The organism is Pseudomonas monsensis (genome assembly GCF_014268495.2).
Lineage (GTDB): Bacteria > Pseudomonadota > Gammaproteobacteria > Pseudomonadales > Pseudomonadaceae > Aquipseudomonas > Aquipseudomonas monsensis.
The window spans coordinates 3,216,315-3,242,358 of the sequence record NZ_CP077087.1 but is presented as its reverse complement, the minus strand read 5'-3'; the positions used below and the strand labels follow the sequence as shown (position 1 = coordinate 3,242,358).

Below are 26,044 nucleotides of genomic sequence, written 5' to 3'. Positions count from 1 at the left end.
CGTACTCTCCCGGCAGACACTCCGTCAGACCTCACTGGTCGGTGTGCCCTCACAGTAATTTCCGCTGTCATTCAGTAATGAAACTTGATTGAAGAAGTCGGTTGAAGGAGTCGGCACACCAAAGATGGTGACTTCATACCAGATTTTAATGTACCCATTAGGCAGGCCAGAACTGCGCGGCGGCTGAATGGGTTTTAATTTGTCCACGTAGGGTTGAATATTTACGGTAAAAACACCGCCAGTTTCCGACCCATCAATGCGGTACTTCGTTTCGAACCTGGTCTCTTCGATTTCCTTGAGGCCTTGTGCATCTTCAGTGCCCACCGATTTCACCGTCACCTCAGTGTTGGTCGGCATATACGTTTGATCGATCGTGACCGTCACTGGCAACTGGAAATCCAGTGTCAGGTACCGGCACGAAACGAATCCATTAAACAACCGGACGGTTGGCGCAGGCAGAGAAACCCGTACGTTATCAATAGTCACCTCTGTATCAGGTGACTTAATCACATTACGACCACCCGTTTCTTCGATCGTCCAGTAGGCGATTTTCTTACCTGGACCTGCTGCGTCAATTATGGATTTATCCTTTGTAAAAGTCAGGTCAGTTACTGAACCAGCCGACAACAACTGAGCGTCAACCTCCTTCCCATCGAACCAAAGTCTCGCAGTTTCATCGCCTACTGGTAACCATGGGTTGGGAGCGATAATCATCGGAGTACTAATGTCCGCGTCTTGCCCCCGGTCATCAGCAATAATGTGGTTTGGGGTATTACTCGCCCCGAGAACAGTGACCCTGGCCATATCGGGGTTTTCCCGCTCAGGGAAAACCGGATTGACCGGGCCTCGGTAGGTAAAATCGAGGGCCGATCGCGTATCCACCGAAGGACGTAACTGTTCCAGACCACGAGCGAACTGATAACTGGCAACGATTGAAACTTCAGCTGTAGCATTACCCCAAAGTGCTAGCAATCTACTGGTACTGATCGGGAACTGCAGTGTTCTTGCAGTATCCGTACCCAGACTTTGACTGGCCAATGAAATCGGTAATGTACCGTTTGTAACTGTAGGTACAATCTGATCGTTCGCCTGGCCGTTGGTGGTATATCGCACATTCACATACACAGGAGTCTCAAGATCTTCAAGGTCGATGACATCTGGCAAAATCCCCTTAGGGATCTCGCAAGGAATCAGTACAGGTGGCGGACGACGCCGAACAGTAAATGATCCTGAAAGAGAGGGGCTACTTTCATTACCCACCACGTCACGCAATATGTACCAAATGTAATAAAGCGAATCGAGTGGCGGAAGATCATCCCGCGGAATACTCACCGTGGACGAGGTCAGCGCTTGAGTATAGACAGGCGTACCGACACCATAGTTAGTACCAATATAAACATCAATGACATCATCGGAACGATAAAAATCATAGGCAGTATTGATGGTTAGCGAAAGCTCTGTGTTATTGCTCAGCCAGTCATCATCAATCGTTGCCGGCAGCGGCAGGTTCTGGAAAACGGCCCTCTCCGGCTTGAACTTGGTCCCCGAGAGTTTGTCTTGCTCAGGCGCGGTACGATCAATTTCAGCGGTCACCCACGGCAATCTGTCCGGGTTACCATCAATACCTTTAAAGAAGATAAACCGGACTTGATAAGTTGTTGAGCTTTTTGTCAGATCGTCATCATCAAGCGTAGTTGTATCCACTGGAATATCGAGTAGTTGGGGGCGCCCTGCTACAGGCCCAAATTTGTCACTGGCTATCAGTGTATCAACTCCTGAAGTTCCTTTGTGCTGGTAAAGCTCCCATTCATCGGCATCATGAGGCACATCGACTGTAGAAGTGTCGAACCTTACCGTCATCTCCCCTGTGTCCAGAATCGCCTTTGGAATCAGGTCATCGACAATCTTTCCAACAATTATCGGAGCAGTCGCAGTAAGCCCCACGTTAACCGCAGAGGTGCGCAACGCCAAACGCGCACGCTTGGCTATTTCCTGAGATGTTAATTTTTTCCCTTTACCGATTTTCTCTTGAATAGTCATCTTTTTTCTCCGAATGATACATCCAAACCCAATCAATCCCGGCACGCTGACGGCAAGACGAAACTGCACAAAATCTCATCAATAGCGCTCACCAAGAGACAGGCCATTTTTAGCAATCAACAACGGCACAACAAAATCAAGGAAACTGCAGAGCCTGTTTATCTCTTACACCTCATACGTCACCAACCTCCACAGGGCTCCTCCTCACCACTTACAGTCCGATCTATTTTCACTAACCCATTGTAAGACCTGGCAATTGGCACGTTATTTCTGAAAATCGTATATCGTGCAATACCTGAATGATTGTTAAACATTGGCTTTACATATGGATCGAAAGGCAGATCAAAAATAAATCCATTTTCAGCTTCGACTTTAGTTAATGTCTTGCTGAATTCGTGCAGCGGTGTGAGTTCCGGTGGCTTGCCATTAAGCGTGGAAAACCCCTGCCATTGCAGTACTAACTTGTCATTTTCTTCGAAAATGGATTCAGCGTATATTATCAGCCGTATTTCTTCCCAAATGGGCGGACTGTCCGGATAAAATGGAATGCAGGATATATACCCCCAAAAGTCAGCATCAGGAAAAAATGGGGCTTCCAGGGAAGGTGATATAGTGTGATCAATTGTCAGGTTTTTTATGGGCGAATCGTCATAATTCCCATCATATCCTTCAAGCACATAATGAATAGAAGCGGTTCCATCAATACTCATCTGCTCCGGTGTCAACGGAATCGTGAACTCAGGTTGATCATCCAGATAAGTGTATGTTTTTTCAAAAATCAGGTCTTTATTACCCTTCTGCGTCCAATACAGGCGAAGAATCGAAAACGTGATCGGTTCTCCCGGAACAGGTGCTACCGGAAAACGATCCCACCGAGGAATCCTGACAGTTGTCCCATTGATCAACTGCTCCAAGGGTATCCGGCCTGTTGGGTCGGACTCACTCACACCGTCTATCCGTAATCCCGCAGCGGTCACTTGCCCATTGAATGGTTTCATCATGGATTCTCGATTGGTAAGTGGTCTCAGTGCATGTTTCTAACTAAAGGCGTTGTCAGATATTGAGCGCCGTTTCCTTGGAGCTGCCTACTGTCAGATCTGACAGGTGAGATGACCGTCTGTCGGGAATGCCCGGAATGGCTCGAGGGGAGTTACTTGACGAGAGTCCGCTTTATCGTGTTTCCTGAAACCGGTTTCATGCTTTCCAAAAACAATAAGGTCAGCCCTTTGAACGACTTCTCCACCGCTCAGCGCAGCCGTGTAACCATGCTCGACGTCGCCGAACGCGCCGGGGTCTCCAAGGCCAGCGTCTCGCGCTTCATCGGCGATGATCGCGCCCTGCTCTCCGATGCCATTGCCTTGCGCATCGAACAAGCCATCAGCGAACTCGCCTACCGCCCCAACCAGATGGCTCGCGGCCTGAAACGCGGGCGCACCCGCCTGATCGGCATGCTGGTCGCCGATATCCGTAACCCTTATTCGATTGCCGTGATGCACGGGGTGGAAACCGCTTGCCGGGCGCACGGCTATAGCCTGGTGGTGTGCAACACCGACCGCAATGACGAACAGGAACGCCAGCACCTGGCGCTGTTGCGCTCGTACAACATCGAAGGGCTGATCGTGAACACGCTGGGCCATCACCGTGACGAGTTGCATGAACTGCGCCGCGAGATGCCGCTGGTGCTGGTGGATCGCAAGGTCGACGGGCTCGACAGCGACATGGTCGGGCTGAACAACCCGCAAGCCGTTGAGATGGCGATCACGCATCTGGAGCAGCATGGATATCGGGATCTGGTGCTGGTGACTGAACCGTATGACGGCACCAGTTCGCGGATCGAGCGGGTCAGCAGTTTTCAGGCGCAGATTGCCCAGCGCTCGGCGCTGACCGGGGCGGTGCTGGAAACCGGCGATGATCTGAGCGCACAACTTCAAACCTTCTTGAATACCCCCGGCAATGGCCCGAAAGCACTGTTTTGCGCCAATGGCGTGGCGGCGTTGGCGACCACGACGGCGTTGCGGGCGATGGGTGTGCGGTTGTTCGAGGATGTCGGGCTGATTGCCCTGGATGATCTGGATTGGTATCCGTTGGTGGGCAGCGGGATTACCGCGCTGGCTCAGCCGACGCAGGAGATCGGCGCGCGGGCGTTTGAGTGTTTGCTCAAGCGCTTGCGTGGGGATGATGAAATGGCGCGGGTGGTGGATTTTGCGCCGGTGCTGGTGGAGCGTGGGTCGACCCGTGAGGTTGCTGGTATTTGATCTGACGCTATCGCTGGCAAGCCAGCTCCCACAGTGTTCGAGTCGTACACAAAGGCTTGGTACACCTCTAAACCTGTGGGAGCTGGCTTGCCAGCGATGAGGCCCAGAAGGACACCACAGAAACACCTGATATTTTTTTGAACAAAAATGAAACCGGTTTCAGAGGTCAATAACAATGAATAAACCCGCCGTTTCCATCAGTCTGTCCAGCTACGGTGCCGAGCTCGTGCGCCAGCGCGGGCAGGATTTTTTCATCGACGTGCTCGCCGCCGCCGGTGCCGATCGCATCGAATGGCGCGAAGAATTACTGACCCGCGAAGTGCCCGCGCAACTGAGCGCCGCCACTCAAGCGCAGGGCCTGCAAAGTATTTATTCCTCGCCCACTGAGCTGTGGCTCGCCGGCCAGTCGCGGCCCAATCCTGAGCTGATCAACGCGCTGCAAAACGCCGAAGCGTTCGGCTCGAAATGGCTGAAGGTTTCTCTCGGCTACTTCACCGATAACAATGATCTGCAAGCCCTGGCCGAACGCTTGAAGCTCAGCCCGGTGCAGTTGCTGGTGGAAAACGACCAGACCCTGCACGGCGGACGCATCGAACCGTTTCAGCGCTTCTTCGCCGCCGTCGAGCAGCACAATCTGCCGATCAAAATGACCTTCGACATCGGCAACTGGCAGTGGCAGGACCAGTCCGCCGCGAATGCTGCGCGCCTGTTGGGCCGGCACGTCGGTTACGTGCATTGCAAAGCCGTTGCCCGCCGCCCGGACGGCAAACTGGTGGCGGTGCCGCCGGCCGTCAGTGACCTGCATCTGTGGGAACAACTGTTGCGGCACATGGCCCAAGGCGTTATGCGCGCCGCCGAATATCCGTTGCAGGGCGAGGATCTGGTGCAACTGACCACCGAGCACGTCGCCGCCCTCGCCCGCCTCGGCCAATCGCGTCTGGAGCCTGCTCATGTCTGAGATCGATATTCTCTCGTTCGGCGAAACCATGGCGATGCTGGTCGCCGAGCAGACCGGTGATCTGGCGGCGGTCGAGCACTTTCACAAGCGTATCGCCGGGGCCGACAGCAATGTCGCGATCGGGCTGTCGCGCCTGGGTTTCAACGTCGCGTGGCTGAGCCGGGTCGGCAATGATTCGCTCGGGCGTTTTGTGGTCGAGACCTTGATCAAGGAGGGTCTGGACTGCAGTCACGTCGACGTCGACAAACAGCACCCGACCGGTTTCCAGTTCAAATCGCGCAATGACGATGGCAGCGACCCGCAGGTCGAGTATTTCCGGCGCGGTTCGGCGGCCAGTCATCTGTCCCCCCAGTCGATCACGGCCAGCCTGTCGAGCGCCCGCCATCTGCATGCAACTGGCATCCCGCCGGCGCTATCGGCCTCGACGCGGGAGATGTCCTTTGAACTGATGACACGCATGCGCAATGCCGGGCGCAGCGTGTCGTTCGATCCCAATCTGCGTCCGAGCCTGTGGGCCAGCGAGCGCGAAATGATCGGCGAGATCAACCGCCTCGCCGCCCTCGCCCATTGGGTGCTGCCGGGTTTGAGTGAAGGCCGTTTGCTCACTGGTTTCGAAGACCCGGCGGACATTGCTGCGTTTTATCTCGATCAAGGTGCCGAAGCGGTGGCGATCAAGCTTGGGCCGCAAGGCGCTTATTACCGCACGCATCTGGCATCGGGGTTTGTCGCCGGGGTGCCGGTGGCGCATGTCGTCGACACGGTCGGTGCCGGTGATGGTTTTGCGGTGGGGATGATCAGTGCCCTGCTTGAGCACCAGAGTTTTGCCGAGGCGGTGCAGCGTGCGAACTGGATTGGCAGTCGGGCGGTGCAGAGTCGCGGGGATATGGAGGGCCTTCCAACCCGGGCTGAACTCTTCAGCGAATTTGAGGCCGCCATCGCTGGCAAGCCCGCTCCCACAAGGGTTGGTGGTGACAATGCAATCTTTGACATACCCGAGATCCCTGTGGGAGCTGGCTTGCCAGCGATGAGGCCCTGACAGGCAACCGATTCATTGAACCTGCTGCGACAAAAACAACAAGCTCAGGAGCAAGACCATGAAAACCGCAACCCTCGCCGCCCGCCGCTGGTGGTACATCATGCCGATTGTGTTCATCACCTACAGCCTGGCGTATCTGGATCGCGCCAACTACGGCTTCGCCGCCGCATCAGGCATGGCCGAAGACCTGATGATCACACCGGGCCTGTCATCGCTGCTCGGTGCGCTGTTCTTCCTCGGTTACTTTTTCTTCCAGGTGCCGGGTGCGATCTACGCGCAAAAACACAGCGTGAAGAAACTGATTTTCGTCAGCCTGATCCTTTGGGGCGGCCTCGCCACCCTGACCGGCGTGGTCTCCAACGCCTATTGGCTGATCGTCATCCGCTTCATGCTCGGCGTGGTCGAAGCGGCCGTGATGCCGGCGATGCTGGTGTACCTGTGCCACTGGTTCACCCGCGCCGAACGCTCTCGGGCCAACACGTTTCTGATCCTCGGCAACCCGGTGACGATGCTGTGGATGTCGGTGGTTTCGGGCTATCTGGTGCAGCATTTCAGCTGGCGCTGGATGTTCATCATCGAAGGCCTGCCGGCGGTGCTCTGGGCGTTTATCTGGTGGCGCCTGGCCGATGATCGGCCGGCGCAGGCCAAGTGGCTCAACGACCAGGAAAAGCACGATCTGGAGAGTGCTCTGGCAGCCGAACAGGTCGGGATCAAAGCGGTAAAGAACTACGCCGAGGCGTTCCGTTCGCCGAAGGTGATCATTCTCGCGTTGCAGTTTTTCTGCTGGAGCATCGGCGTTTACGGCTTCGTGTTGTGGCTGCCGTCGATCCTCAAGGCCGGTGCGCAAATGGACATGATCGAAGCCGGTTGGCTGTCGGCGCTGCCGTACCTGGCGGCGGTGATCGGCATGCTCGTGGTGTCGTGGGGTTCGGACAAGTTGCAGAAGCGCAAACGCTTCGTCTGGCCGCCGCTGCTGATCGCGTCCATTGCGTTCTACGGCTCTTACGCACTGGGCGCTGAGCATTTCTGGTGGTCGTACACGCTGCTAGTGATTGCCGGTGCCTGCATGTACGCGCCGTACGGACCGTTTTTCGCCATCGTTCCGGAGATTCTGCCGGCCAACGTGGCGGGTGGTGCGATGGCGTTGATCAACAGCATGGGCGCGCTCGGTTCGTTCGGCGGTTCGTATCTGGTCGGCTACCTCAATAGCTCCACCGGTTCGCCCGGTGCGTCTTACCTGCTGATGAGCGGCGCGCTGATGTTATCGGTGGTGCTGACGATTTTTCTCAAGCCCGGCGCAAGCGATCGCGTCGTGGCCAAAGCCGCTGCCACGCGTCCCGTGCCGGCTCATTCCTGAAGAGATGCTTGCCATGAAAAAACACGTTGTGTTGTACAAGAAACTCTCGCCAGTGCTGATGGCGCGACTGCACGAACGGTTCGACGTGACGCTGATCGACAGCCTCGACAGCGACGGCCTGATGAAACTGCGCGACGCCCTGCCCGGCGCCCACGGTTTGCTTGGCGCCAGTCTGAAACTGGATGCGGCACTACTCGATCTGGCACCGAAGCTGGAGGCGATTGCCAGCGTCTCGGTGGGCGTCGACAACTACGACATCGACTACCTGACGCGGCGCAAGATCCTGCTCAGCAACACGCCTGATGTGCTCACCGAAACCACCGCCGACACCGGTTTCGCGCTGATCCTCGCCGCTGCCCGGCGCGTGGTGGAACTGGCGAACATGGTGCGCAGCGGCCAGTGGCATCGCAATATCGGCCCGGCGCATTTCGGCACCGATGTGCATGGCAAGACCCTGGGCATCATCGGCATGGGCCGCATCGGCGAGGCGCTGGCCCAGCGCGGGCATTTTGGATTTGGCATGCCGGTGATTTACACCAGCCAGTCGCGCAAACCGGCAGTCGAGGCGCGGTTTGATGCGCAATATCGCAGCCTTGAAGAGCTGCTCCAGCAGGCCGATTTCATTTGCCTGACCTTGCCGCTGACCGCGCAGACCGAAGGCTTGATTGGTGCTGAGGAGTTTGCGCTGATGCGTCCGCAAAGCATCTTCATTAACATTTCGCGGGGCAAAGTGGTGGATGAGGCGGCGATGATTGAAGCGCTGCGTCATCAGCGCATTCGTGCGGCGGGATTGGATGTGTTCGAGCGTGAGCCGTTGCAGCATGACTCGCCGTTGTTGCAACTGAATAATGTGGTGGCGACGCCGCACATGGGCTCGGCAACGCATGAGACGCGCGAAGCGATGGCGCGCTGTGCGGTGGAGAATCTGTTGGCGGCGCTGGCTGGGGAAAAACCTGCGAATCTGGTGAATCCATCGGCTTGGCAGGGCTGAATTAATCGGTGGCTGTCATGCCGCCTTCGCGAGCAAGCTCGCTCCCACATTTGAAACGCATTCCCCTGTGGGAGCGAGCTTGCTCGCGAAGAGGCCGGTACAGGCAACACAAAACCATCAGGCACTGCGCGCCTGTAACAGCTGCGCCGCACACAGTGCAATCCGCGAGCAGGCGTCCGCCAGTTTGACCCGATCGACCACCAGTCCAATGCGAATATGCCCCGCCGCACTCGGCCCGAACGCTTCACCGGCCAGCACCGAAACGCCGTAATTTTCCAGCAAGCGCTCGGCAAACGCTTGAGCGCCTAACCCGGTCTGGCGCACATCGACCATCACGAACATGCCGCCATCCGGGCGGATCGGTTGCAAACCCGGGCAGCCCTGCAGCCGCTCGCAGACCAGATCCCGGCGCAAGCGATACTCCTCGCGCATCTGCGCCACTTCCGGCAGGTCCGTTTCCAGCGCAACCTGCGCGGCTTTCTGCACGAATTCCGGCAAACCGAACAGCATGCTCAACGACAGATTCACCAAGTGTTCGGCCAACGCTTTTGGCCCGATCGACCAACCGATCCGCCAGCCGGTCATGGCGTGGGATTTCGACAGGCTGTTGATGGTCGCCGTGCGCTCCGCCATGCCCGGCAGACTCGCCGGGCTGACGTGCTCGCCTTCGTAGAGCAAATCGCTGTAGACCTCATCGCTGATCAGCCATAAGTCATGACGAATGCACAGCGCCGCCAGTTCCTGCCAGATCAGCAGTGACAGGCTCGCGCCGCAGGGATTGTTGGGACTGTTGAGCAGCATCGCCCGGGTCTTGCCGGTGATGCGTGCAGCGACATCGGCGGGGTCAACGCGAAAGCCGTTTTCCGGACGCACCGGCACCGGCACCACGGTCGCCCCGCAGGCGCCGAACACGCCTTCGTAGGTGACGTACATCGGCTCGGCGACAATCACCTCGTCCCCCGGATCCAGCAGGCATTGCGCCACTGAATACACCGCGCATTGCGCGCCCGGCAGCACGATCACGTGGTCGGCATCGACCGCCTGACCGCAGCGTCGCTGATGCCGCCGGGCAATCAGTTTGCGCAAAGCCAACCGGCCGCGCACTTCCGCATAATGCGTATCGCCGGCCAGCAGACTGTCGATGGCACCGTGGACGATCGGCAGCGGTGTATCGAAATCCGGATCGCCCACACTCAGCAGCAGGACATCGACGCCCTCAGCGCGCAACTCCAGCGCTCGGTCGTGAATCTGCCAGGCCGCTGCGCCCTCCCCGGCGATTCGTTGAGTCAAGGCTGAATAGCGCATGCACGTCTCCTGTTTGCGCAATCTCCAGCCTTCACCCTATCTCAAATCACAAAACGCGCCACCATGGCGTTCAAATCCACCGCCAGACGCGACAGCTCATGGGTGGCGGCGCTGGTCTGGTTGGCCCCGGCAGCCGATTGCGTAGCCAGATCGCGGATATTGACCAGATTCCGGTCAACTTCGCGGGACACTTGCGCCTGTTCTTCGGAGGCGCTGGCGATCACCAGGTTGCGCTCGTTGATCTGATGAATCGACTGGGTGATCTGCTCAAGGGCGACGCCGGCGGCGCGGGCCATTTCCAGGGTGGTCTGGGTGCGCTGGTTGCTCTGCTGCATCGACGAAACCGCTTCACCGGTGCCGTTCTGGATGCCGGCGACCATTTTTTCGATTTCCTGAGTCGATTGCGCGGTGCGATGGGCCAGTGCGCGCACTTCGTCTGCCACCACCGCAAAGCCACGACCCGCCTCACCGGCACGCGCCGCTTCGATGGCTGCGTTGAGCGCCAGCAGGTTGGTCTGTTCGGCGATGGCGCGGATCACGTCGAGCACTTTGCCGATGTCCCGACCCTGCGCCGCCAGGCCTTCGATCATTTGCGCGGTGCTCTGCACGTCGTGGGTCATGGTCTGAATCGCGTCGACGGTTTTCACCACTTGATCGCGGCCTTCACGGGCGGCCTGGGTCGACTGGTTCGAGGCCTCGGAGGTTGAGACGGCGTTACGTGCAACCTCTTCCACGGCGGCGGTCATCTCGTTGACGGCAGTGGCGGCCTGTTCGATTTCGTTGTTCTGCTGTTGCAGGCCACGGGAGGCTTCTTCGGTGACCGCGCTGAGCTCTTCGGCTGCGGCGCCCAGTTGGGTGGCGGAGCCGGCAATCTGTTCGATGGTCTTGCGCAGGTTGGTCTGCATCGTGGCCAGGGCCTGCAGCAGTTGCGTGGCTTCGTCCTTGCCGTCGACTTCGATGGCTTTGCTCAGATTGCCATCGGCAATGGTTTGCGCCACCAGCACCGCCCGGTTCAACGGCGTGACGATGCTGCGCGTCAGCAGCAATGCCAGCAATACCGTCGCCAACGCAGCAATCACCGCGACAATGATGATGCCGGTAATGGCGCTGTCGTAATGCTCACCAGCCTGAGTGGAGGCGACTTTGGCACCCGCTGCGTTGATCGCGATCAGCTTGTTGAGCTGCTCGCCCATCTGGTCGGTGCCTTCCTTGATCTTTGTGTTAATCAGGGTACGCATTTCCTCGACTTTGCCCTGACGCGACAAGTCCATCATCTGGTTTTGTGCTTGCAGGTAATTGTCGAGCGTCGTCGCGAACGCCTGGTACAGGGCACGCTCCTCGGCTTCCGCAGGCAATGCCGCGTAGCTGGCCTGAGCACTGCGTACCTTGTCCACCAACACGCCAATCCGCGTCTGCGCCTCTTGCAAGCCGGCCGGCTCGCGGTTGACCAGAATCCGGAACGACAGAATCCGCAGGCGCAACACGTTTTCCGTCACCACGCCAAGGTAGGTGACACTGGGCAGTTGATTGGTATCCATGTCGATGGAGGCCTGGCGAATGATCGACATGCGATTGACGGCGAACACGCCAAGGACAATCACCAGCAAGGCGATAAAGGCAAAACCGAGGAAGGCACGGGGCGCGATTTTCAGATTACGCAAAGACATGGTTGGACTCTCGGATAGAGGTAGCTGCGAGCGTCCTTGCCGTCATCACCAGTCCTTGGAGCGGGACCGGTCTGGCGTCACGGTTCGAGGGAATCTGTGTGCGCCTGATCTCTGTATCGGCCAGGCTTTAGGAAGGTTTCGTGTAAAACGGAAATATTTTTCAAGGTGTTACAGCGATGAAACACCGTAAACATTTAAGCAAAATCGGTGGTGAGAGAACTTGCTCAGGCTCGTCTGTGCAGCAGTCTTGGAACCATCGAACACGGTGGATCCGAAGGATTGACACCAAGAGGGTTGGAGCTGCTTCGCAGCCCGGCGCGAGCAAACTCCCTCGCCACAGGTTAATCAATGCTGATCAGGCTGATTCTTGGCCATCTGCCAGACACGGGCGATGTCGGCCGCACGTTCACGCAGCAATCGCGGCGCTTCGGCGCAGGCCTGCTCAAGGGGCATCGGCCCGCTGGTAACGGCGAATGCGGCATCAATGCCGTGGCCGTAGAGTTCCTGATAGCCCTCGCCAAGAGTGCCGGCAATGACGATCACCGGAACCTGCTGCTGTTTGGCAATCCGCGCCACGCCAAACGGGGTTTTGCCGCGCAGGGTCTGGGCATCGAAACGGCCTTCGCCGGTGATCACCAGATCCGCGCCTTTCACCGCTTCGGCGAGGCCCACCAGTTCGGCGACCACTTCCACGCCGGCTCGAAATTGCGCGCCCAAAAACGCCTTGGCAGCAAATCCCAGCCCCCCGGCTGCACCACTGCCCGGTTCATCACGCACGTCTTTGCCCAAGGCGTGTGCACAGTGTTCGGCAAAATGGCCCAGCGCCTGATCCAGTTGCTGCACTTGGGCGGGCGACGCACCTTTTTGCGGGCCGAAAATCGCTGAAGCACCGTGCGGACCGCAGAGTGGATTGTTGACGTCTGCGGCGATGTCGAAGCGCACGTGGGCCAGACGCGGGTCCAGGTCGCTCAGTTCCAGACGCGCCAATTGCGCCAGTGCCAGACCGCCCGGCACCAGCGACTGGCCTTGCGCATCCAGCAGTTTCACGCCCAGCGCCTGCATCGCGCCGGCGCCGCCGTCGTTGGTCGCACTGCCGCCAATCGCCAGAATCACCCGTTGCGCGCCAGCGTCCAGCGCCGCACGGATCAACTCACCAGTGCCGAAGGTGCTGCTGATGCAGGCGTCACGTTGCCCCGGCGGCACCAATTGCAAACCGCTGGCCTCGGCCATCTCGATGATCGCGGTGTGGTTGTGCGGCAACCAGCCCCACGCCGCGTCCACCGGCACGCCCAGCGGGCCACGCACGCGGCTGCGGCGCCGTTCGCCTTCGCACGCGGCGAGAATCGAATCGACCGTGCCTTCACCGCCATCGGCCATCGGGCATTTGACCAGCGTGGCTTGTGGCCAGACTTGCGCCAGGCCCAAAGCAATGGCCTCGGCGACGCCCTGGGCACTCAGGCTGTCCTTGAACGAATCGGGGGCGATGACGATCTTCATGCGAATTCTCCAGTTCCAATGCTCCTCATGCTGCCAGTCAGCCCGCGCATTGACGCCTGTCCGCTGCACAAGCGCTGTGGGCGTTTATTGTTCATTTTCACAAAGGCCTTGGAATCGAGGGTGAATGTTCCGGCCCTATCGCTGGCAAGCCAGCTCCCACAGGGAACTTCAGTGACCATGAATTTTGTAACCACCGCAGAGACTGTGGGAGCTGGCTTGCCAACGATGGCGGCAGCAAGAACAACTCATGCCGCAGGATCAGTCTGGGGCAGGAGTTGCACGCCGAGATACAACGCCAGCATCCCGTCCAGCCTTAACGGATCAACCCCACTCAACTCGGCAATCCGCTCCATCCGGTAACGCAAACTGTTGCGATGAATCCCCAGCGCATCCGCACACGCCTGGCTTTGCCCGTCGTGCTCGCACCAACTGCGCAACGTCGCCAGCAACTGGCCGTTGCCGTCCTTGGCGATGACCTTGCGCAACGGCTTGAGCAATTCATCCAGCGCATCGTCATTGCGATGCCGCCACAGCATCACCGGCAGCCGATAACGATTGAGCGTCAGCAAACGCGAGTGCGGCAGCACCTCTCGGCCATACGCCAGAAGATCGCCGACCCGCCGATAGCAACGGCGCAACCCGACCAGCCCATCCGCCTGCCCGCCCACGGCGATGCGCAAAATATTCCAGCCCAAGCCGTCGAGCTTTTCCAGCAAGCGGTCAGATTCGACGTTGTGGCTCGCCGATCGACACCACAACAGCGACGACTTTGCCGAACTCACGCACCAGCTATCGGGATAACGTGAGGTCAGCCAGGCACTCAGGGCCTCGACGGTCTGCCCCGGGCCGTGCTCCAGACCCAATTCGAACAGATACGGCACCCGAGTCAATTGCGGTTTGAGACCGAGTTGCTGCGCCTCGTCGATCAGGCGTGGCGAATCACCCGCCTCGCTGAGCAACAGCGCCAGCAAGTCATCGCAACGCTGACGGCGCCATTGCTGTTCGGCCTGTTGATTGCGCTGGCCAACGAGCATTTCCGCGGTCATGCGCACCAGTTCTGCGTAGGTACGCAATTGCTCCGGCTCGCCGGTGATGCCGAGCACGCCGATCAAGCGCTGATCGAGCAACAGCGGCAAATTGATGCCCGGCTGCACGCCTTTCAAATGCACGGCGGTCTGCGCGTCAATCTCCACCACCCGACCGTTGGCCAGCACCAATTGCGCACCTTCGTGACGGGTGTTGATCCGCTCCGGCTCGCCACTGCCGAGGATCAAGCCCTGGCTGTCCATGACGTTGACGTTGTAGGGCAAAATGGCCATGGCACGGTCGACGATGTCCTGGGCGAGGTCGTGATCGAGTTCGAACATAAGCGCTGGAATCCTTGAAAACAGGCACGGACAGGTTGTTCACCCGCACAGGGTCTGACGGCAAACCCTGTGCTCAGGCACAAAGACAATCCGGCCACCGGTGGCCGAGACTCTCAGGGCGATCAACGTTACCCTTTGCATCGCCAAAAATCATAATAAAGAGAGAGCCGCTATGTCGCACAGCGCCGCAGCTACCCAGACCATCGCAGACGATAAAAACGCCGTCTACAAACGCATCACCCTGCGTTTGATCCCCTTCATCTTCATCTGCTACCTGTTCAACTACCTCGACCGGGTCAACGTTGGATTTGCCAAACTGCAGATGCTCGACGCCCTGAAATTCAGTGAAACCGTCTACGGCCTCGGTGCCGGGATTTTCTTCATCGGCTACGTGCTGTGCGGCGTGCCAAGCAACCTGGCCCTGACCCGATTCGGTCCGCGGCGCTGGATTGCCTTGATGATGATTACCTGGGGCACGTTGTCGACCTGCCTGCTGTTCGTCACCACGCCGACCGAGTTTTACACCCTGCGCCTGTTCACCGGTGCGGCCGAAGCCGGGTTCTTCCCAGGCGTCGTGCTGTACCTCTCGCAGTGGTTCCCGACCTTCCGCCGGGGGCGGATCATGGCGCTGTTCATGTCGGCAATTCCAGTGTCCGGCCTGCTCGGCAGCCCGTTCTCTGGCTGGATTCTCAATCACTTCGCGGCGGGCCAGGGCGGTCTGGCCGGCTGGCAGTGGATGTTCCTGCTGCAAGGCATCCCGACGGTGATCCTCGGCGCCCTCGCCTATTTCCTGTTGAGCGACAGCTTCGCCAACGCCAAATGGCTGAGCCCGCACGAGCGTGCAGTGCTGGAGGCCGATCAGGCCGAAGACCTCGCGAACAAACCGAAAACCACCTCCGATTCGTTGATCGCGGTGTTCAAGAACCCGGCGATCTGGGCCTTCGGCCTGATCTATTTCTGCATCCAGAGTGGCGTGTACGCGATCAACTTCTGGCTGCCGTCGATCATCAAGAACCTCGGCTTCAGCGACAACCTGGTGATCGGCTGGCTGAGCGCGATTCCGTACCTGCTGGCAGCGGTGTTCATGCTGGCGGTCGGGCGATCGGCGGACTTGCGCAAAGAGCGTCGCTGGCATTTGGTGGTGCCGATGCTGATGGGCGCGATCGGTCTGGTGATCGCGGTTAATTTCGCCGCCAACCCGGCGATTGCGATTCTCGGCCTGACCATTGCGACCATGGGCGCGCTGACCGGCCTGCCGATGTTCTGGCCAGTGCCGACGGCGATGTTGAGTGCCGGTGCTGCCGCCGGTGGCTTGGCGTTGATCAACTCCATGGGACAAATGGCCGGATTTCTCAGCCCTTATCTGGTGGGTTGGGTCAAGGACAGCACCGGCTCCACCGATGCGGCGTTGTACCTGCTGGCGGCGGTGATTGTCGGCGGCAGTCTGCTGGCGTTGCGCATGACCCGCACGTTGCGCGCCTGATCACGTTGTAAAACGCAAAAGATCGCAGCCTGCGATCTTTTGCATTCAGGCCAACGCATCCAATTCGATCACCACGCCACCCGGCATCTGCACAAAAATCTGCCAGATCCCGTCCTCCGGCACCTGCGCCACCTGATACGGCAAACCGCTGTCGCGCACCCGTTGCAGCACGGCTTCTGCCGGCTCATCCGTGCGAAAGGCAATGTGGCTCAACGCCGTATCGTCGAACGTCGGCTGCTCGATCACGTGCACCACGGCGTGCGCATCCTGATACAGCCATCGCCCGGGAAACGGAAACGGTGGTCGGCGCCCCGGCGTCAGGCCGAGCAACCTGGCGAAACTGTCCTGCAAGCTCTGGCCATCGGCGGTGTTGAAGGCCAGGTGATCGAATGTCCAGGTCATGCTCATCTCCTGCGGTTGTTGATTGATTGCAGTATCACGGCTTGCCAATCACGGAAAAATCCCGTTAAAACGCAAAGATCTTTAAAGGATTTTTAGCAATGAGCTCGATTCTCGATCTGGAGATTTTCGTCCGCGTGGCCGATTCAGGCAGTATTTCTGCCGCTGCACGGGCGCTGGAACTGACCCCGGCCGCCGCCAGCATTGCCCTGAAACGCCTGGAAACCCGGCTCGGTATCCGTTTGCTCGCACGCTCCACCCGCAGCATGCGCCTGACCGAGGAAGGCCGGCGTTATCTGGACAGTGTGCGCCTGGCCCTGGCGACACTGGCCGACGGCGAACAAGCGCTGAAACAATCAGGTGAAGGCCTGAACGGCGTGTTGCAACTGGCGGCGCCCTCGGACTTCGGCCGCAACGTGTTACTGCCGTGGCTGGACGATTTCAAGCGCGCACACCCGAATATCCGCCTGCAATTGCTGCTCAACGACCGCCACGCCGATCTGTTTCGCGAAACCGTGGACATCGCGCTGCGCTTCGGCGTGCCGAGCGACTCGACGCTGGTGGCGTTGCCGATTTTGCCGACGCATCGCCGCGTTGCCTGCGCCAGCCCCGATTATCTGGCCCGTCATGGCACGCCACAGCACCCGACGGAACTGGGCGATCACAGTGCCCTGCTCTACCTGCGCAACGGCCGCCCCTACAACAGTTGGCGTTTCAACCGTGACGATGAAACCGTCGAAGTCGAAGTCCACGGCGACTACCTCAGCGACGACGGTGAAGTCGCCCGGCGCTGGGCGCTGGCCGGGCATGGCATCGCCTACAAGGCCTGGCTGGATGTCGCCGAAGACGTGCGCGCCGGACGCCTGCGCACGTTATTCGACGACTGGCACGGCGAAAGCGTGCCATTCAATCTGCTCTGTCCACACCGGGTTCAGGTGTCCGAGCGGGTCAAGGTCTTGCAGGCATTTTTGCGCGAGCGATGTGCGGCATTGAGTCGATAATTCACTTTGCCCCGTCACACGCATCTGGTATTTGATGAACGCTTTCCCACCGACAGAAAGGATTTCGGCATGAGCTATCGCACACTGGGTCACTCGGGCTTGCAGGTGTCTACCCTCACCCTCGGCACGATGATGTTCGGCGAGCAGACCAGCCACGAAGAGTCGTTGCGCATCATCGACAAGGCCTGGGATCAGGGCATCAATTTCATCGACACCGCTGACGTCTACACCAATGGCCGTTCGGAAGAGATCGTCGGCGAAGCGATTGCCGGCAACCGGCATGAGTGGGTGTTGGCGACCAAAGTCGGCTTTGGTCCGGTGGACGGCGTGCCAAACCGCAGCGGCCTGAGCCGCAAACATATCTTCAATGGTCTGGATGCCAGCCTGACACGACTGGGCACCGACTACCTCGACATCTATTACCTGCACCGCGAAGACCACAACACGCCGCTGGACGTGACGATCTCGGCCATCGGCGACCTGATCCGTCAGGGCAAGATCCGTTACTGGGGGCTGTCCAACTATCGCGGCTGGCGGATTGCCGAAGTGATTCGTGTCGCCGACCAACTGGGTGTCGACCGCCCGGTCATCAGCCAGCCGCTGTACAACATCGTCAACCGCCAGGCCGAAACCGAGCAGATCACCGCCGCGCAAACCTATGGCCTCGGTGTGGTGCCTTATAGCCCGCTGGCCCGTGGCGTGCTCAGCGGCAAGTACGCACCCGATGCAGCCCCGGATATCAACAGCCGCGCCGGGCGTCAGGACAAACGCATTCTGGAAACCGAATGGCGGGTCGAGTCGCTGCGCATTGCCCAGCAGATTCAGCAATACACCGAGGGGCGTGGGGTGGGCATCGTCGAATTCGCCATTGCCTGGGTGCTCAATAACAGCGCGGTGGCCTCAGCGATTGTCGGCCCGCGCACAGAAGCCCAGTGGGACGCCTACACCAAGGCGCAAGCGGTGAAGATCACGGCGGAAGATGAGGCGTTTATCGACTCGCTGGTGACGCCGGGGCACGCCTCGACACCAGGGTTCAATGATGTGAGCCATTTCGTGTCGGGCCGTAAACCGCATTCGGCTTGAGATCCTCGCCCTCTGCTGCCCTCTCCCTCTGGGAGAGGGAACCGATTGGCGGATATTGAGGCTACGCTTTTGCGTGGGACCTGCGTGGTGAATCCATGATCGACTCGGTCTTTCGCGTCGCGCACTATCGCAAGACATCCCGATTCAGTCCCCTCTCCCTCTGGGAGAGGGTCACGGTGAGGGGCTTCTGAGGTCGTGTGTGAAATATTGATCGCTCGGCCAATATTCAGCACGAAAACCACGTATCCTTCGCGCCCCGTTTGATCACCCACCCGCGAGGACAGTTTGTCTAAAGGTATCGCTCTATCGGTTTCAGCCTCGGTGCTGTTTGCCGTCATGTATTACTACACCTCGCTGCTCACCCCATTGAGCGGCGTAGAAATCTTTGGCTGGCGGATGCTGCTGACCGTGCCGTGCATGACCGTGTTCATGCTGGTCTCCGGCGAATGGCGACGAGTACTGGAACTGATCCACCTGATGGTCGCGAAGCCGAAACTGATTGGCGGGCTGATTGTTTCGGCCGCCCTGCTGGGGGTGCAACTGTGGCTGTTCATGTGGGCGCCGCTCAATGGTTACAGCCTGGATGTGTCGCTGGGCTACTTCCTGCTGCCACTGGCGATGGTGCTGACCGGGCGCATTGCCTACGGCGAAAGCCTGTCGTACCTGCAGAAAGTTGCGGTGTTTTTCGCCAGCCTCGGCGTGTTGAACGAGTTGTATCAGGTCGGCGGTTTTTCCTGGGCGACTCTGGTGGTCGTGGTCGGCTATCCGCTGTATTTCGTGCTACGCAAATACCTGAAAACCGACAACCTTGGCGGACTGTGGGTCGACATGACGCTGATGCTGCCCGTGGCGTGGTGGTTTGTGCAGGGTGGCGAGCAAGGTTTGGGCGTGTTCGATCAATACCCGGGGCTGATGTGGCTGATTCCGCTGCTCGGCCTGATCAGTGCGTCAGCGCTGGTGGTGTACATCATCGCCAGTCGCTTGTTGCCGTTCAGCCTGTTCGGTTTGCTCAGTTATGTCGAGCCGGTGCTGTTGCTCGGTGTCGCGCTGTTGTTGGGTGAAAGCATCAAGGCCGGTGAATGGCTGACCTACATTCCGATCTGGCTCGCCGTTGTGGTGCTGGTGTTTGAAGGCTTCAAGCACCTGATGCGGCAGCGCCGTCCTTAATCGCACGACAAAACAAATGTGGGAGCCAGCCTGCTGGCGATCGCAATCTGTCAGTCAACATCAACGTTGAATCTGAAGACGCTATCGCCAGCAGGCGGGCTCCCACAGTTTTTAGCGGTGTTACGAATTACTCGGTAGCGAGCACACCGCGACGCACCTGATCCCGCTCGATCGACTCGAACAGCGCCTTGAAGTTGCCCTCACCGAAACCATCGTCGCCTTTACGCTGGATGAATTCGAAGAACACCGGGCCCATCAGGGTTTCCGAGAAGATCTGCAGCAGCAAGCGCTTGTCGCCCTGCTCAGAAGCACCATCGAGCAGAATACCGCGCGATTGCAGTTGATCGACCGGCTCGCCGTGGTTCGGCAGACGGCCTTCGAGCATTTCGTAGTAGGTGTCCGGCGGCGCGGTCATGAAGCGCATGCCGATCTTCTTCAGCGCGTCCCAGGTCTTGATCAGGTCGTCAGTGAGGAACGCGACGTGCTGGATGCCCTCGCCGTTGAACTGCATCAGGAACTCTTCGATCTGCCCGGCACCCTTGGACGATTCCTCGTTGAGCGGGATACGGATCATGCCGTCCGGTGCGGTCATCGCTTTCGAAGTCAGGCCGGTGTATTCGCCCTTGATGTCGAAGTAGCGGATCTCGCGGAAGTTGAACAGCTTCTCGTAGAAGTTGGCCCAGTAAGCCATGCGGCCGCGATACACGTTGTGGGTCAGGTGGTCGATGATTTTCAGGCCGGCGCCGACCGGGTTGCGGTCCACACCTTCGATGAACACGAAGTCGATGTCATAGATCGAGCTGCCCTCGCCGAAACGGTCGATCAGGTACAGCGGCGCGCCGCCAATGCCTTTGATCGCCGGCAGGTTCAGTTCCATCGGACCGGTTTCGATGTGGATCGGCTGGGCGCCGAGTTCCAGTGCGCGGCTATAGGCTTTCTGCGAATCCTTGACGCGGAACGCCATGCCGCAAACGGACGGGCCGTGTTCGGCGGCGAAGTAGGAAGCGACGCTGTGCGGTTCGTTATTGAGGATCAGGTTGATCGCGCCCTGACGGTACAGGTGCACGTTCTTGGAACGGTGGGTCGCGACTTTGGTGAAGCCCATGATCTCGAAGATCGGCTCCAGGGTGCCAGGGGTCGGCGATGCGAACTCGATGAACTCAAAGCCCATCAGGCCCATTGGGTTTTCGTATAAATCGGTCATGGTGACGCCTCATCATTCTTATCAATTAACCAGGGTTATTTGTCAGTAATGCTGAGACCGCCGGGAGGTGCACAGGAGATGCCTCGCACGCTGCGGGCGAGGAAGTCACCGTAGATCAGTTGAAACCCGAATATCTTCATTGTCGACCCAAGGCTCTTGCGGGCGAGGCTTCTGCTGCCAGAAGACGATTATTATTGTATGCGTAAACCGATTCTACACAGCGTAAATAGGGTTGTCTGCCCTCCCTATAAAATCCGCCTTTTTGCGCCCGGTGCAAGCGGTTTGTTGCACAGGTAAATGCCCGCCAGAATCAGCACTGCGCCCACGTACATTGGCGGCGTCAGTTGCTCGCCGAGCAGCAGCGCCCCCAGTATTACCGCCGTCAGCGGGTTCAGAGCGATGAACACGCCGGAGCGAGTCGCGCCGATCTTGCGGATGCCGTCGTAATAACCGATGTAGGCCAGCGCCGAACCAAACACCCCCAGATAGATCAGGCTGAGCCACTGTGGCGTACCGAGATCGCTCAACGCCGTCCAGCTCAACTCTCCACGCACGGCAGCCAACGTCCACAACATGAACGTGCCGATCAGGATCGAATACGTCACGGTCTGCAGCGGTCCGAGGCTTTGATTGAGGCGGCGCGAGAACAGCGAATACACGCCCCAGCCCACGACACAGCCGAAAATCAGCAGATCGCCCTTCCACGCATCGGGGGTCGCCATCAGTAACGCCGGGTTACGGCTGACGATCACCACGCCGGCACCGGCAATGCAGATCGAGATACCCAACACCTTCGATCGCCCCAGCCGCTCCTTGAACAAGAGCCAGGAAGCGACGCCGATGACCGCCGGATTCAACGCAACGATCAATGACGCCCGCGACGCGTTGATGTACTGCAGGCCATAAAAAAAGCACAGGTTGTAAAAGAAAATCCCGAACAACCCCAGGAGCATCAGTTGCAACCATTGCGCAGGAGTCGGCCGCGCCAGAGGAACACGCGCCAGCCAGAGGAATCCCAGCAGTGCAGCACTGGCCAACAGGAACCGCAGACTTGCGGCGAATATCGGGCTGAGCCCGCCCGCCAGAAAACGCCCGGCGACAAACGTGCCGCCCCAGACCATCGTGACCGCCGCCAACGTCAGGTAGACCGGTATTTCAGAAGATTGCGAATGAGTCTGCGCGAGATTGGCCATGACACTTCCAAAGCAAAACCAGGAGATGGCGTATCATTCACCTCATTCCTGATCATCGTAAAATGAGTAATCACTCATGACCCTCACACAACTGGAGATTTTCTCGCTGGTGGCCGAGCTGCGCGGTTTCACCCTCGCCGCGCATCGTCTGGGGATCTCCCAGTCTGCGGTGTCCCACGCGATCAAATCCCTGGAGCAGGAACTCGGCGTTGAGCTGCTGCGCCGGCATCAATCGCAGGTGGAACTCAGCGACATCGGCGAGCATCTGTTGCTGCGGGCACGGGCGATGCTCGGGCTGGCCAATACGCTGCGTCAGGAGGCCGCCGATGCCCGCGGCATGAAGCGCGGCACATTGCGCATCGGTTCATTCGGGCCGACGTCTTCGATCAAGTTGCTGCCGGAAATCCTCCGCCACTATCGACAGGCGCATCCGGGTATCGAGGTGCACATTGATGAAGGGCCCGACCGGCAAGTGATTCAATGGCTCGAAGAGCGGCGCATCGACCTCGGCTTTGTGGTGCTGCCGCAGGAGCGCTTCGATACCTTCGCCTTGATCGAAGATCAAATGGTCGCCCTGCTGCCTCGTGATCATCCGTTGGGCAAGCGCTCGGCGCTGAGCCTGAAAGCGCTGTGTGACGATCCGTTTGTGCTAACGGAGGCCGGTTCTTCGGAACTGGTTTCGCGGCTGTTCAACGCGGCGCGACTGCAACCGAATATTCGCTACCGTTGCTCGCAGTTGCTCAGCACCCTCGACACGGTCAGCCGTGGTGACGCGATCACCGTCGTCGCCGAAAGCTCCTTGCCGGATACGCCTGAGCCTGGCTACGTGAAGATCGCGCTGACGCCCAGGGTTCAGCGCCAGGTGGGGCTCGCCGTACTTGACCAACGCCAGGCTTCACCGGCAGCGCTGGCGTTTATCGAACTGGCCACGCATCTACATTTTCGATGAGCGGCACAAACGTCACCGGCCATCTATCATCCCTTCTGGCTGACGTGTTTTTCAGCGTCGCGCCCCTGCCCGGCCAGCGTTCGAGAGCCCTACTTTTTCGCGACAGGATGCGCCCATGCCGTTAACCGTCAGACCCCGCCGCAAACGCAGCATCCGAATTATCGTGACGCTGCTCAGCGGTCTGCTCCCCGTCGTGCTGGGCAGTGCGATTCTTTACATCCAGGCTGAACGCACCTTGCAGCAGAGCGCCCTGCAAACGGCCGAGGAAGCACTGCGCCAGTTCGAACTGATGCTCGACAACACCGCGCAAGCCGCGCGGGAATTACTGCCACTGGCCGGCAAAACCTGCGAAGAGGTCAAGCTCGCCCTGCGCGAACAGGTCACCCGCCGCCCGTTCGTACGCTCGACCAACCTGGTGTGGGACGACAATCTCTATTGCAGCTCGTTGTTCGGCGATTTCAAGGAAGCCGTCAATGCCGGTGATTACACTCAGGGCAAGCTGTGGTTGATGAACGGCAATCCGGTAACGCCCAACACCGCGTTGCTGGTGTATCGCCTCAGTGACGGACGCGGCGGTGCGCTGACGACACTGGATGGTTATCACCTGAGCAACATCCTGCGTCTGATTGGCCGGGACACACTGTTGCTCCTGCAAGTGGGCAACAACTGGCTGTCCGCCGACGGCACCGTGCATCAAGGCCGGTTGCCGACGCTCCCGGTGGCGCAAAGCAAGCTGGATTCTTCGCATTATGCGTTCAGTGTCGCTGCCGGTTTTGCCCAAGGCGAAACCTGGCGGTACATGGCCGATGAATACCCGCCATTGTTCAGTCTGTTGATGTTTTTTGGTGTGGTGTCAGCGGCGATCGGGCATGTCCTGCAAAAACGCTCGACGTCGCCGAGCCATGAAATGCTCCGCGCGCTGGAGGCTGGTGAATTCATTCCCTATTTTCAACCCGTGGTGCATGGCGACAGCAAAAGGTGGTCAGGCGCTGAGGTGCTGATGCGCTGGAACCACCCGAAAGAGGGGCTGGTCCGTCCGGACCTGTTCATTCCGTTCGCCGAGCACTCCGGCCTGATCGTGCCAATGACCCGCGCCCTGATGCAGCAAACCGCCACCCTCCTCGGGCCTCTGTCGGCGACATTCGTCACCCCCTTCCACCTCGGCATCAACATCACCGCCAGCCACTGTCAGGATCTTGCACTGGTGGACGATTGCCGCGAACTGCTGGCGGCATTCACGCCGGGCAGTATCAATCTGGTGCTGGAGTTGACCGAGCGCCAGCTGATCGAGCCGACCGACATCACCCGACAGTTGTTCGCGCAACTGCATGAGCTGGGTGTAATGATTGCCATCGACGATTTCGGCACCGGGCATTCCAGCCTCGGTTACCTGCGCAAGTTCAATGTCGATTTCCTGAAGATCGACCAGGGTTTCGTCGCCATGATCGGTGTTGACGCACTGTCCCGGCACATTCTGGACACCATTATCGAACTCTCGGCCAAGCTGGACTTGGGTATTGTTGCCGAAGGTGTCGAAACCCAGGCACAGGCCGATTATCTGACCGCCCATAACGTCAACTTCCTGCAAGGTTATCTGTTCGGCAAGCCGATGGCTGCGGCAGACTTCATCAGTGCATTAAGTCACCATTAACTAAATGAAATTTTGCAGAGCGCATCACCACGACGCACCAAATTGATACAAAAGACTGTGATTGTTACATGAGGAAAAAGTCAGGATTTACTCTTGGCTCATTAACTACTACAATTTTTCATGCCTGTTGCAAGACTGGCAGGTGAGCCAATTATCACCGAGTCGCTTCAAGGCTCTTGGCTTATAGCTTTGTTTGCGGTTGGTATCAGCCAAACACACTATTGGAGTAAAGATATTGTCCAGACTCGCTGAATTTCGTGCAGCTGAAAAGGCCCTTCAGGAACAGCTCAAGCAGCTGGAATCGCTGAAGAACGATGCCGGGCTCAAGAAAGAAATCGAATTCGAAGAAAAGCTCCAGGGGCTGATGAAAACCTATGGCAAAGGCCTGAAAGACATCATCGCCATCCTCGATCCGAATCCGGCAAAATCCGGTCTGCAAGTGTCTGCGGCCCCTAAAACCCGCCGCGCTCGCGTGGTCAAGGTTTATCAGAACCCGCACACTGGCGAACTGATCGAAACCAAAGGTGGCAACCACCGTGGCCTGAAAGCCTGGAAGGAACAATACGGTGCAGCTACCGTTGATTCCTGGTTGCGCGGTTAATCGCGCTTCAACAAAAAGCCCCGCATCGTGCGGGGCTTTTTTATTGACAATATCTAACAAATGAAATGAATTTCATCGAGCAAGTTGTGATTTTCGTGTAACACCCGTGAGCCAGAACGCAAAAAAATTTGCTGCGCAATGTTGCTACCGAGACTGGCGTACAAACTTTGTGCTTAATCCGTTCGGGTATCTAATCGAGCCCGCCACTAGAACAGACGCTTAAAGTTTCAAGCTGTTTCGCACCGCGACTATTTCGTCTGCGCTGTCCTTATAAACCTGCGCCTGCCCCGCGTAGGAAAGAACATAAGCCTTATCAGCATCGAGCGCCGCCACCAGCGTTTGCGACAACACATGCCGACCGCTTTCGGTGACCGTGCAAGTCGTTTCCAGCGCCGATAAAGAGCCAAGCATCGCGGCGTGCACCTTGTTGCAGACACTTTGGTAGCCGCTTTGGAAAAAGTCCTTTTGAATCGACTTGCGCATCTCCAGCAATACCCCCTGCAGATTCACCTGATGCCCCGCTTCCACCTGCGTCATGGTCAACTCCATCACCATCACCTGATTGCCATCGGCATCGTTTTTCACCGCCCGCTGACGAGAAACCTGAGGGGCGCTGTCCGGTAGCGCTTCGACTTCCCAGCCTGCTGGCCAGGTGACACTCGGCTCGTCCGCCTGCGCGCAAACCGCCTGCAGCGAGAACACAGAAAAAACAAACAGGGTTTTGAACAGTCGGATCATTGCCGGGCGCACTCGCAGATTGAGCGGCAAAGTCTGAGCCCCGCCCGCGCGCAGGGCAAGCCTGCCCTTTCATTTGGCGATGCCGCAAGGCATGCGTATCAT

Annotated in this window: 22 protein-coding genes; 12 read left to right on the top strand and 10 right to left on the bottom strand. The window is 58.6% G+C overall.

Translation table 11 applies throughout. The annotated features are described in order from the left end of the window. Nucleotides 1–24: 24 nt before the first annotated feature. Nucleotides 25–2,040, bottom strand: coding sequence for a hypothetical protein (locus HV782_RS14320; protein WP_186745961.1), 2,016 nt, complete (start codon nucleotides 2,038–2,040; stop codon nucleotides 25–27). A 179-nt stretch (nucleotides 2,041–2,219) separates the two neighbouring features. Beyond that, nucleotides 2,220–3,041 (bottom strand): hypothetical protein, encoded by an 822-nt coding sequence (locus tag HV782_RS14315; protein ID WP_186745959.1) that lies wholly within the window; start codon nucleotides 3,039–3,041, stop codon nucleotides 2,220–2,222. 225 nt (nucleotides 3,042–3,266) lie between these two features. On the opposite strand from HV782_RS14315, the gene HV782_RS14310 reads away from it, so the two are divergent. From HV782_RS14310 to HV782_RS14290, 5 genes are all read left to right on the top strand, one after another. After that, nucleotides 3,267–4,295 carry a LacI family DNA-binding transcriptional regulator gene (locus tag HV782_RS14310; RefSeq protein WP_186745956.1) on the top strand — a complete coding sequence of 343 codons (1,029 nt, stop codon included), beginning with the start codon at nucleotides 3,267–3,269 and terminating at the stop codon, nucleotides 4,293–4,295. A 175-nt stretch (nucleotides 4,296–4,470) separates the two neighbouring features. After that, nucleotides 4,471–5,253, top strand: coding sequence for a sugar phosphate isomerase/epimerase family protein (locus HV782_RS14305; RefSeq protein WP_128614384.1), 783 nt, complete (start codon nucleotides 4,471–4,473; stop codon nucleotides 5,251–5,253). Then, complete coding sequence (locus tag HV782_RS14300; RefSeq protein WP_186745954.1) at nucleotides 5,246–6,289, top strand: sugar kinase; 1,044 nt, start codon at nucleotides 5,246–5,248, stop codon at nucleotides 6,287–6,289. Before HV782_RS14305 ends, HV782_RS14300 begins: the two co-directional genes overlap by 8 nt. A 58-nt stretch (nucleotides 6,290–6,347) precedes the next feature. After that, nucleotides 6,348–7,646 (top strand): MFS transporter, encoded by a 1,299-nt coding sequence (locus HV782_RS14295; RefSeq protein ID WP_186745951.1) that lies wholly within the window; start codon nucleotides 6,348–6,350, stop codon nucleotides 7,644–7,646. Nucleotides 7,647–7,659: 13 nt separating this feature from the next. Beyond that, a complete protein-coding gene (locus tag HV782_RS14290; RefSeq protein WP_186745949.1) occupies nucleotides 7,660–8,637 on the top strand; it encodes a 2-hydroxyacid dehydrogenase in 978 nt (325 codons plus the stop codon). A gap of 117 nt (nucleotides 8,638–8,754) precedes the next feature. Here the strand turns inward: HV782_RS14290 and HV782_RS14285 are convergent, their stop codons facing one another. The 4 genes from HV782_RS14285 to HV782_RS14270 form a co-directional block, all read right to left on the bottom strand. Next, nucleotides 8,755–9,942 (bottom strand): pyridoxal phosphate-dependent aminotransferase, encoded by a 1,188-nt coding sequence (locus HV782_RS14285; protein ID WP_186745947.1) that lies wholly within the window; start codon nucleotides 9,940–9,942, stop codon nucleotides 8,755–8,757. Between the two features lie 41 nt (nucleotides 9,943–9,983). After that, nucleotides 9,984–11,609 (bottom strand): methyl-accepting chemotaxis protein, encoded by a 1,626-nt coding sequence (locus HV782_RS14280; protein ID WP_186745944.1) that lies wholly within the window; start codon nucleotides 11,607–11,609, stop codon nucleotides 9,984–9,986. 345 nt (nucleotides 11,610–11,954) lie between these two features. Next, nucleotides 11,955–13,106 (bottom strand): glycerate kinase, encoded by a 1,152-nt coding sequence (locus HV782_RS14275; RefSeq protein ID WP_128616145.1) that lies wholly within the window; start codon nucleotides 13,104–13,106, stop codon nucleotides 11,955–11,957. Between the two features lie 245 nt (nucleotides 13,107–13,351). Then, on the bottom strand, nucleotides 13,352–14,473 hold the full coding sequence (locus HV782_RS14270; RefSeq protein WP_186745942.1) for a sugar diacid recognition domain-containing protein: 1,122 nt from the start codon (nucleotides 14,471–14,473) through the stop codon (nucleotides 13,352–13,354). Between the two features lie 172 nt (nucleotides 14,474–14,645). On the opposite strand from HV782_RS14270, the gene HV782_RS14265 reads away from it, so the two are divergent. After that, on the top strand, nucleotides 14,646–15,956 hold the full coding sequence (locus tag HV782_RS14265; RefSeq protein WP_186745940.1) for an MFS transporter: 1,311 nt from the start codon (nucleotides 14,646–14,648) through the stop codon (nucleotides 15,954–15,956). 45 nt (nucleotides 15,957–16,001) lie between these two features. On the opposite strand, the gene HV782_RS14260 is transcribed toward HV782_RS14265, so the two are convergent. After that, complete coding sequence (locus HV782_RS14260; protein ID WP_186745938.1) at nucleotides 16,002–16,358, bottom strand: VOC family protein; 357 nt, start codon at nucleotides 16,356–16,358, stop codon at nucleotides 16,002–16,004. A 98-nt stretch (nucleotides 16,359–16,456) separates the two neighbouring features. On the opposite strand from HV782_RS14260, the gene HV782_RS14255 reads away from it, so the two are divergent. The 3 genes from HV782_RS14255 (at nucleotide 16,457) to rarD (ending at nucleotide 19,606) form a co-directional block, all read left to right on the top strand. Next, nucleotides 16,457–17,356: a LysR family transcriptional regulator gene (locus tag HV782_RS14255; RefSeq protein WP_186745936.1), complete on the top strand. Its 900-nt coding sequence runs from the start codon at nucleotides 16,457–16,459 to the stop codon at nucleotides 17,354–17,356. 69 nt (nucleotides 17,357–17,425) lie between these two features. Next, nucleotides 17,426–18,439 carry an aldo/keto reductase gene (locus tag HV782_RS14250; protein WP_123468410.1) on the top strand — a complete coding sequence of 338 codons (1,014 nt, stop codon included), beginning with the start codon at nucleotides 17,426–17,428 and terminating at the stop codon, nucleotides 18,437–18,439. A gap of 285 nt (nucleotides 18,440–18,724) precedes the next feature. Next, nucleotides 18,725–19,606 carry an EamA family transporter RarD gene (gene rarD / locus HV782_RS14245; RefSeq protein WP_186745933.1) on the top strand — a complete coding sequence of 294 codons (882 nt, stop codon included), beginning with the start codon at nucleotides 18,725–18,727 and terminating at the stop codon, nucleotides 19,604–19,606. A 127-nt stretch (nucleotides 19,607–19,733) separates the two neighbouring features. Here the strand turns inward: rarD and hppD are convergent, their stop codons facing one another. Together hppD and HV782_RS14235 are read right to left on the bottom strand one after the other, a co-directional pair. Beyond that, nucleotides 19,734–20,810: a 4-hydroxyphenylpyruvate dioxygenase gene (hppD, locus tag HV782_RS14240; protein ID WP_123468406.1), complete on the bottom strand. Its 1,077-nt coding sequence runs from the start codon at nucleotides 20,808–20,810 to the stop codon at nucleotides 19,734–19,736. 245 nt (nucleotides 20,811–21,055) lie between these two features. Further along, entirely contained in the window at nucleotides 21,056–22,003 is a 948-nt protein-coding gene (locus HV782_RS14235) for a DMT family transporter (protein ID WP_186745931.1), read from the bottom strand. 76 nt (nucleotides 22,004–22,079) lie between these two features. Between HV782_RS14235 and HV782_RS14230 the strand changes: the two genes are divergently transcribed. From HV782_RS14230 to HV782_RS14220, 3 genes are all read left to right on the top strand, one after another. Beyond that, the gene (locus tag HV782_RS14230) at nucleotides 22,080–22,952 is read left to right on the top strand and encodes a LysR family transcriptional regulator (protein WP_186745929.1); all 873 of its coding nucleotides are present in this window, start codon (nucleotides 22,080–22,082) and stop codon (nucleotides 22,950–22,952) included. Nucleotides 22,953–23,067: 115 nt separating this feature from the next. Beyond that, entirely contained in the window at nucleotides 23,068–24,603 is a 1,536-nt protein-coding gene (locus tag HV782_RS14225) for an EAL domain-containing protein (RefSeq protein ID WP_186745926.1), read from the top strand. Between the two features lie 235 nt (nucleotides 24,604–24,838). Continuing rightward, nucleotides 24,839–25,204 (top strand): histone-like nucleoid-structuring protein, MvaT/MvaU family, encoded by a 366-nt coding sequence (locus HV782_RS14220; RefSeq protein WP_123468398.1) that lies wholly within the window; start codon nucleotides 24,839–24,841, stop codon nucleotides 25,202–25,204. 219 nt (nucleotides 25,205–25,423) lie between these two features. Here the strand turns inward: HV782_RS14220 and HV782_RS14215 are convergent, their stop codons facing one another. After that, on the bottom strand, nucleotides 25,424–25,942 hold the full coding sequence (locus HV782_RS14215) for a DUF4946 domain-containing protein (RefSeq protein ID WP_186745924.1): 519 nt from the start codon (nucleotides 25,940–25,942) through the stop codon (nucleotides 25,424–25,426). Nucleotides 25,943–26,044 lie beyond the last annotated feature (102 nt).

What these genes read in the sequence shown, in the direction of transcription:
- HV782_RS14295 (WP_186745951.1), top strand. Translation starts at nt 6,348, where the DNA reads ATGAAAACCGCAACCCTCGCCGCCCGCCGCTGGTGGTACATCATGCCG.
- HV782_RS14235 (WP_186745931.1), bottom strand. Translation starts at nt 22,003, where the DNA reads ATGGCCAATCTCGCGCAGACTCATTCGCAATCTTCTGAAATACCGGTC.
- HV782_RS14285 (WP_186745947.1), bottom strand. Translation starts at nt 9,942, where the DNA reads ATGCGCTATTCAGCCTTGACTCAACGAATCGCCGGGGAGGGCGCAGCG.
- HV782_RS14270 (WP_186745942.1), bottom strand. Translation starts at nt 14,473, where the DNA reads ATGTTCGAACTCGATCACGACCTCGCCCAGGACATCGTCGACCGTGCC.
- HV782_RS14290 (WP_186745949.1), top strand. Translation starts at nt 7,660, where the DNA reads ATGAAAAAACACGTTGTGTTGTACAAGAAACTCTCGCCAGTGCTGATG.
- HV782_RS14215 (WP_186745924.1), bottom strand. Translation starts at nt 25,942, where the DNA reads ATGATCCGACTGTTCAAAACCCTGTTTGTTTTTTCTGTGTTCTCGCTG.
- HV782_RS14250 (WP_123468410.1), top strand. Translation starts at nt 17,426, where the DNA reads ATGAGCTATCGCACACTGGGTCACTCGGGCTTGCAGGTGTCTACCCTC.
- HV782_RS14225 (WP_186745926.1), top strand. Translation starts at nt 23,068, where the DNA reads ATGCCGTTAACCGTCAGACCCCGCCGCAAACGCAGCATCCGAATTATC.
- HV782_RS14280 (WP_186745944.1), bottom strand. Translation starts at nt 11,609, where the DNA reads ATGTCTTTGCGTAATCTGAAAATCGCGCCCCGTGCCTTCCTCGGTTTT.
- HV782_RS14320 (WP_186745961.1), bottom strand. Translation starts at nt 2,040, where the DNA reads ATGACTATTCAAGAGAAAATCGGTAAAGGGAAAAAATTAACATCTCAG.
- HV782_RS14265 (WP_186745940.1), top strand. Translation starts at nt 14,646, where the DNA reads ATGTCGCACAGCGCCGCAGCTACCCAGACCATCGCAGACGATAAAAAC.
- HV782_RS14305 (WP_128614384.1), top strand. Translation starts at nt 4,471, where the DNA reads ATGAATAAACCCGCCGTTTCCATCAGTCTGTCCAGCTACGGTGCCGAG.
- HV782_RS14230 (WP_186745929.1), top strand. Translation starts at nt 22,080, where the DNA reads ATGACCCTCACACAACTGGAGATTTTCTCGCTGGTGGCCGAGCTGCGC.
- hppD (WP_123468406.1), bottom strand. Translation starts at nt 20,810, where the DNA reads ATGACCGATTTATACGAAAACCCAATGGGCCTGATGGGCTTTGAGTTC.
- HV782_RS14260 (WP_186745938.1), bottom strand. Translation starts at nt 16,358, where the DNA reads ATGACCTGGACATTCGATCACCTGGCCTTCAACACCGCCGATGGCCAG.
- HV782_RS14255 (WP_186745936.1), top strand. Translation starts at nt 16,457, where the DNA reads ATGAGCTCGATTCTCGATCTGGAGATTTTCGTCCGCGTGGCCGATTCA.
- HV782_RS14300 (WP_186745954.1), top strand. Translation starts at nt 5,246, where the DNA reads ATGTCTGAGATCGATATTCTCTCGTTCGGCGAAACCATGGCGATGCTG.
- HV782_RS14315 (WP_186745959.1), bottom strand. Translation starts at nt 3,041, where the DNA reads ATGATGAAACCATTCAATGGGCAAGTGACCGCTGCGGGATTACGGATA.
- HV782_RS14275 (WP_128616145.1), bottom strand. Translation starts at nt 13,106, where the DNA reads ATGAAGATCGTCATCGCCCCCGATTCGTTCAAGGACAGCCTGAGTGCC.